4 protein-coding genes are annotated in these 6,009 nt (G+C 39.7%); all 4 read right to left on the bottom strand.

Annotated elements, in window-relative coordinates:
• Positions 1–118: 118 nt before the first annotated feature.
• Positions 119–1,489, bottom strand: a complete 1,371-nt coding sequence (gene zwf / locus U0M88_RS03230) for a glucose-6-phosphate dehydrogenase (RefSeq protein WP_117447257.1) — start codon at positions 1,487–1,489, stop codon at positions 119–121.
• A 3-nt stretch (positions 1,490–1,492) separates the two neighbouring features.
• Positions 1,493–2,848 carry an NADP-dependent phosphogluconate dehydrogenase gene (gndA, locus tag U0M88_RS03225; RefSeq protein WP_331868888.1) on the bottom strand — a complete coding sequence of 452 codons (1,356 nt, stop codon included), beginning with the start codon at positions 2,846–2,848 and terminating at the stop codon, positions 1,493–1,495.
• Positions 2,845–3,765, bottom strand: a complete 921-nt coding sequence (locus tag U0M88_RS03220) for a beta-propeller fold lactonase family protein (RefSeq protein ID WP_331868887.1) — start codon at positions 3,763–3,765, stop codon at positions 2,845–2,847. The genes gndA and U0M88_RS03220 overlap by 4 nt, the downstream gene beginning before the upstream one ends.
• 129 nt (positions 3,766–3,894) lie before the next feature.
• Positions 3,895–6,009: polyphosphate kinase 1 (gene ppk1 / locus U0M88_RS03215; protein WP_331868886.1), on the bottom strand; the 2,115-nt coding region annotated here is incomplete at its 5' end.

Genomic DNA, 6,009 nt, shown 5'->3' with positions numbered 1-6,009 from the left:
CAGTTATATTACCAAATCCACTCCCTTCCGTCAACATCTTTTTTCACTTTTTTATCTTTTTTTAAACAAATCTTGAAATCTCCTTTATATAAAGGAGATTTCAGATAAAAATTATTTATTAAATTTTACAGATAAATGGTTTTTCTATACATTCTACGATTTCTGAAGTTAATCCACCTTCTGGTCCCAGTGAATTTTTTTCATAAAGGATCGATTTCGGCTTCTTTCTAATCAATTCATCCATAAATTTCCAGCTTGTTACAATCTGATCCCAATGACTAAACCAACTGCCGTCTTCTTGCATGATCGACATCAACATCCATTCATAGGCTTCCGGTGTATTGATTCGATTCTGCATCTGACAGTTTTGACAAAAATCCATGGTTGCTTCTGAGATTTCATCCGATTTACCCGGTGTTTTAATATTAAAAGAAATTTCCACTCCCTCTTTTGGCTGAACCTGGATCGTCAAAACATTTGGCTTTTGCCCCGAATATGGACTTTTAAAAACGATCTGGATTGCGGTATCCCGATACATCATTTCCTTACCGGTGATGATATGAAAAGGTACACCTTGAAACCGGGAAGTCTCCACACCCACACTAAAACGAGCGAAGGTTTCGGTCTGACTCTTTGGATCGATATCTTTTTCATCCAGATAACCTCTATACTGCCCCATGATCATGGAATCTTCCAAAAGCTTTAATGAGTGTAAAACGACACTCTGCTGTAAAGATAGCGTATGAAGATCGTGTGGATTATCGACCGCAACGATACTCAATAGCTGCAAAAGATGGTTTTGTGCCATATCACGTAAAGCACCGGCCTTATCATAATATGAGCCACGGTTTTCCACCCCTACCTGTTCTAAGGCAAAAATATTCACATGATCGATGTACCGATTGTTCCAAACAGCATCAAAAATCGGATTCTCACAACGAATCGTTAATATATTACGCACCATATCTTTTCCAAGATAATGGTCGATACGATAGATGTTTTCCTCATCAAAATAACGAGTGACTTTTCGCTGCAGCTTCGTAGCCGATAGAAGATCTGTTCCAAAAGGCTTTTCCATGACAAGACGTACATTGAAAAGATTGATTTGATGAATACCTTCTACGATTGGATCAAAGAACTGTGGTGATACCGCCATGTAACATACATGGACCTGCGCTTCACTTTTTGAGACATAGTCCTTTAAAATCGCATAATCATCCAAAGCAGATAAATTCATCTTTAAATACTGAATCTGCTGAATGAATTCTAAAAATTTATCTTCTTCTACTTTAAAACGGGCAAATCCCTTTACCCATGGTTCCATTTTGCGAATATAGTCTGTCTTGGTCCAGTCTCTTCGGCCTATGATCAAAATTTCATCTTGTTTTGTCAGCTTTTTTGAAACAAAGAGATTGTAGAAAGCGGGTAAAAGCTTTCGATATGTCAGATCGCCTGTACCACCAAAAATAATAAATCGATTCTGTACCATAGATTACTCCCAGTGATGATGGAATACGCCTTCTTTATCCACTCTTTTAAATGTATGGGCGCCAAAGAAATCACGTTGTGCCTGAATTAAATTAGCTCCTAACGCAACCTGCTGCATCGGTATGATATACGTTAGAGCAGCTGTGAATAAAGGCATGCTGATATCATGAAGCAAGCCGGTAGTGACGATCGTTTTTAAAGCCGGAAGATGGGCAATCGCCATTTCTTCAAAATCATTAAACAAGCTGGCATCCGGTCCCAAACGACCAAAAGTATCTCGTATATATTCGAGTAAATTGGCTTGAATGATACAACCCGCTCTAAAGATGCTGGCGATTTTAGAAAGGTTCAAATCCCATCCATAGCGTTTTGATGCATCACTATACAACCTAAAACCTTGTTCATAGGCTACAACACGCGCTAAAAAATAAGCCTGACGAAGTTGCTCAGTATCTAATTCAATGTGCGATTGCACTTTTGGAAAGCGATGACGCAATTCTTCATCATTTGAAGTCAGGCGAGCCATATAAGCTCCATGAATCAAAGAAACATTAATATCCTGTACCAAAGCACATTGGCTGGTCCATTTTCCAGTTCCTTTATTGCTGGAGGCATCTACGATCAGATCAACCAAATCCTTATGTGTATCCGGATCTTTTTCGCGAAGAATCTTTATCGTAATGCTCAATAAATAGCTTTCCAATGGTCCCTGGTTCCATCTTTCCAGAACATCACTGATCGATTGATTGCTCATACCGGCGGCCTTCATGTCAATATATGCTTCTACGATCAACTGCATATCTGCATATTCTATACCGTTATGTACCATTTTTACATAATGTCCTGAACCTTCCGGTCCTATGTATGTGCAACAAGGCTCTCCATCTTTTTGTGCCGCAATCGTCTCCAGGATAAAAGCAACCTGATCATAGGCTTCCTTTGAACCACTTGGCATGATACTAGGTCCATGAAGTGCCCCCATCTCCCCTCCGGAAACACCAACAGCTAAATAGTGTACACCCAGTTTTTCCAATCGTTTGCCTCTTCGAGCATCGTCTTCAAAATAAGAATTGCCGGCATCCATAACGATATCTCCAGCCTCTACAAAAGGTTCCAGCTGATCGATCATCGCATCCACCACAGGACCTGCCGGTACCATCATAAAAATCTTACGTGGTTTCTCTAAAGATTCGATCGCATCTTTTAATTCTTTATAACCGATAAAATTCTCTTTTCCCTGCATCGTTTCCGTAACCGCATAGGTACGATTATAGCCGGCCACACGAAATCCATGATTCATCATATTTTGTGCAATGGCTTTCCCCATCACACCTAATCCAATTACCGCAATCTGATTCATTCTTTTTCCTCCCAAATTACACAAACACCTTCCGGTGCTTTTTGATGGGCCAGACGCTTGGTCAAATACCCATTTTGATCTCTTTTTAATACCGCAACCTCATCATCATCCTTATGCACCACAAGCAAAGAATTTTTCCCTAAAACAAAATCTCTGGGATGAATGCCCATGCTGGAAACAACTTGTTCCAAATGCATTTGTCCTTCATGTACCGATACTACGGAAATCACATCACTAAAGCGTGTCGATACATAGATTTTTTCGTTTTCATACGCAATAGCAGCCGTACCTTTGGTATCTTTTTTAGAAACCAGAAGTTCTTCCCGGGAAACTACCTGTCGAGCATCTACATCGATTGCATACAGAACATTGGATAATTCACCACATATATAATAATAGTGATCTACTAAGACCGCATGTCTTGGTCCTGAGCCTTTTTCCATATTAATGCGTCCGACCTCATAGAGATCAAAATTTAAAATCACGATTTGATCCAACATTAGACAAGGCACCCACAGATATCCGTTCACTTCTAAAATATGATGCGAGCCCGCCTTATCCTGAATACGAATCTGGTGCTTTAATGTCAATTGATTTCCATCCCATTCCAGACAAGAAACAACACCTGTATGATAATTTACTGTATAAATATGATCTTGAATCACCCCAACATAACAAGATGGACTTTCTTCATAGACAAGCTGAGCAATCTGGTTGCCTTGGCCATCCACATAGATCAGACCACCCTTTCCCTCCAGTTTTGCAACAGCTAATATACCGCCTTGAAAGGATGTCAGATACTTAGGATCCTGACAGGGATAAAACAGCTCCGGTGTAGAAAGCTTGTTTCCATCCCACTCAAAGGAATAAATCCCTTTCGATCGACTTGTTGTATATGTTCCAATATAACCTTTCATGAATATGAAACCTCCTGGCTTCAGTATAAAGGAAGCTCTCTTTGAAAGGCTATTGATATGCACAAAAAAAGGAGGCATTTTTCATGCACTCCTTATATCCATCCTTATGCTTACTTTACATATTAGTCATTACGCTCCCTGAAACCAGTGTTTGAGTTTATCCAACCAGGAAATTCCTTCCTCACCGGGAAGTTGATCCGCTTCTTCTACGGCCTTCTGCATACAATATTCCTGGGCGATAAATGGATCGCCGCTTGTATCCATCTTCACATATTCTCCATTGCCGCACAGCTTTCGCGTCTTGACATTATCTCTCAAAAGAATATTAAAATACTCTAACAGCTCCTGTTTTAAATTTTCATCTTCGATCGGACAACCGATCTCCACACGTTTTTCGGTATTTCGTGCCATAAAATCTGCGCTGGAAATATAGACCTTTTGCTGGTTACCACATCCAAAACAATAAATTCGGGAATGCTCTAAAAAACGCCCCACAATACTGTAGATTTCGATATTGTCCGTAACCCCCTTTAAATTTGGTAATATACAACAAATACCGCGAATGACCATTTTGATCTTAACACCGGCAGCAGAAGCCTCCTGCAGTTTTTTGATGATATCCAGATCGGTCAAAGAATTCATTTTCAACAAGATCTGTGCCTCTTTTTGCACTTTGGCTTGTTGAATCTGTTCATCCATCAACGCCAGACAAGTCTGCTTTAATGAATGAGGTGAAACGATCAGATGATCATATTCTCCCTCTAAATTGGATAACGACATATTTTGAAAGAATGTGATCGCATCTTTTCCAATAGAAGGTTTGGCGGTGATATACGAAATATCCGTGTACATCTTACTCGTTTTTTCATTGTAGTTTCCGGTACCGATCTGCGTAATCGTCTTCCATTCTCCCTTTTTATTTTGTAAGGTGATCATACAGATCTTGGAATGCACCTTATAGTTTTCAAAGCCGTAGATGACCGTACATCCAGCCTCTTCCAACAGCTCGGCAGCTTCAATATTATGTTTTTCATCAAATCGTGCTCTTAGCTCCATTAAAGCAGTGACTTCTTTTCCATTTTCGGCAGCTCTTGCCAGGTAACGCACGATACGAGAATGATTGGCCAAACGATAAATCGTAATCTTGATCGACTTGACCTCCGGATTTTCCGCTGCCTCTTTCAACAACAATAAAAACGGCTCCATATCATGAAATGGGTAAAACAATAAGGCATCATGATCTAATGCCTGATCTATGATGGGTTTATTTAGACGCAGGTACTTATTTGGCTGTGGTGTAAACGGCTTATACAACAAAGGTGTTGTTTTTACGCTCGGCGCCTGGTCAATCACATCATAAACATGATTCATTTCCAGTGGTGTCTTGGATACAAAGACCTGATTCTTTTTTAAATGCAGCTCGTCACATAAGTAAGTAACCACACTTTCCGTAGCTTCTTTATATAACTCTAAACGAATCGGTGCCAATCGTCCTCTTTTCTTTAAGATTTTTTTCATATATTGACGATAATCTTCGTCTTCATCAATTTCTTTTTCATCCAGATTGATATCCGCATTTCGTGTTACACGAATGATTGTCTTGGAAACAATAGTGCTTTGTGAAAAAAGCTTTTCTACATTATGCAGGATGATCTGCTCCAAAAGCATGTAATTTCCATCCGTATCCGGTACATAAACGATGCGTTTTAAAAAGTTGGGAACCGGAATGATACCGCGCATGATCGTATCGTTTTCCTTGACTTCCACAAATATATACAGCGCTTTATTCATCAAATGAGGAAACGGATGATGTGTATCGATGATCTGCGGGCTTAATACCGGAAAAATCTGCACATCAAAATATTGATGAATAAACTTCAACTGTTTCTTTGTCAGCTGTTTTTTAGTCAAACTGGAAATATGAATCGACTCCAGTGTAGAATTAATGTTCTTGGTGATGCCATCACGCATTTCGTAAAGCTTATGTGCTTCTTCATAGATCGAATCCAGCTGCTGGGCCGGTGTCATTCCGCTCTTTTTATCAATTTGTTGCCCATTGACTAAAGATAAATCATACAGACTGCCACAACGCACCATGAAAAACTCATCGAGATTGCTGGTAAATATAGCCAGAAACTTCACCCGTTCCAATAACGGAACTCTGGGATCGGCTGCTTCCTCCAAAACACGCTGGTTAAATTTCAGCCATGAAAGTTCACGATTTTGTGTAAATGGGTATAGTTT

Origin of the sequence: Faecalicoccus sp. (genome assembly GCF_036552745.1) — a bacterium.
Classification (GTDB): Bacteria; Bacillota_I; Bacilli_A; order Erysipelotrichales; family Erysipelotrichaceae; genus Faecalicoccus.
Note: the sequence above shows the minus strand (reverse complement) of the source record. Positions and strands in the feature narration are given on the sequence as shown.

What these genes read in the sequence shown, in the direction of transcription:
- zwf (WP_117447257.1), bottom strand. Translation starts at nt 1,489, where the DNA reads ATGGTACAGAATCGATTTATTATTTTTGGTGGTACAGGCGATCTGACA.
- gndA (WP_331868888.1), bottom strand. Translation starts at nt 2,848, where the DNA reads ATGAATCAGATTGCGGTAATTGGATTAGGTGTGATGGGGAAAGCCATT.
- U0M88_RS03220 (WP_331868887.1), bottom strand. Translation starts at nt 3,765, where the DNA reads ATGAAAGGTTATATTGGAACATATACAACAAGTCGATCGAAAGGGATT.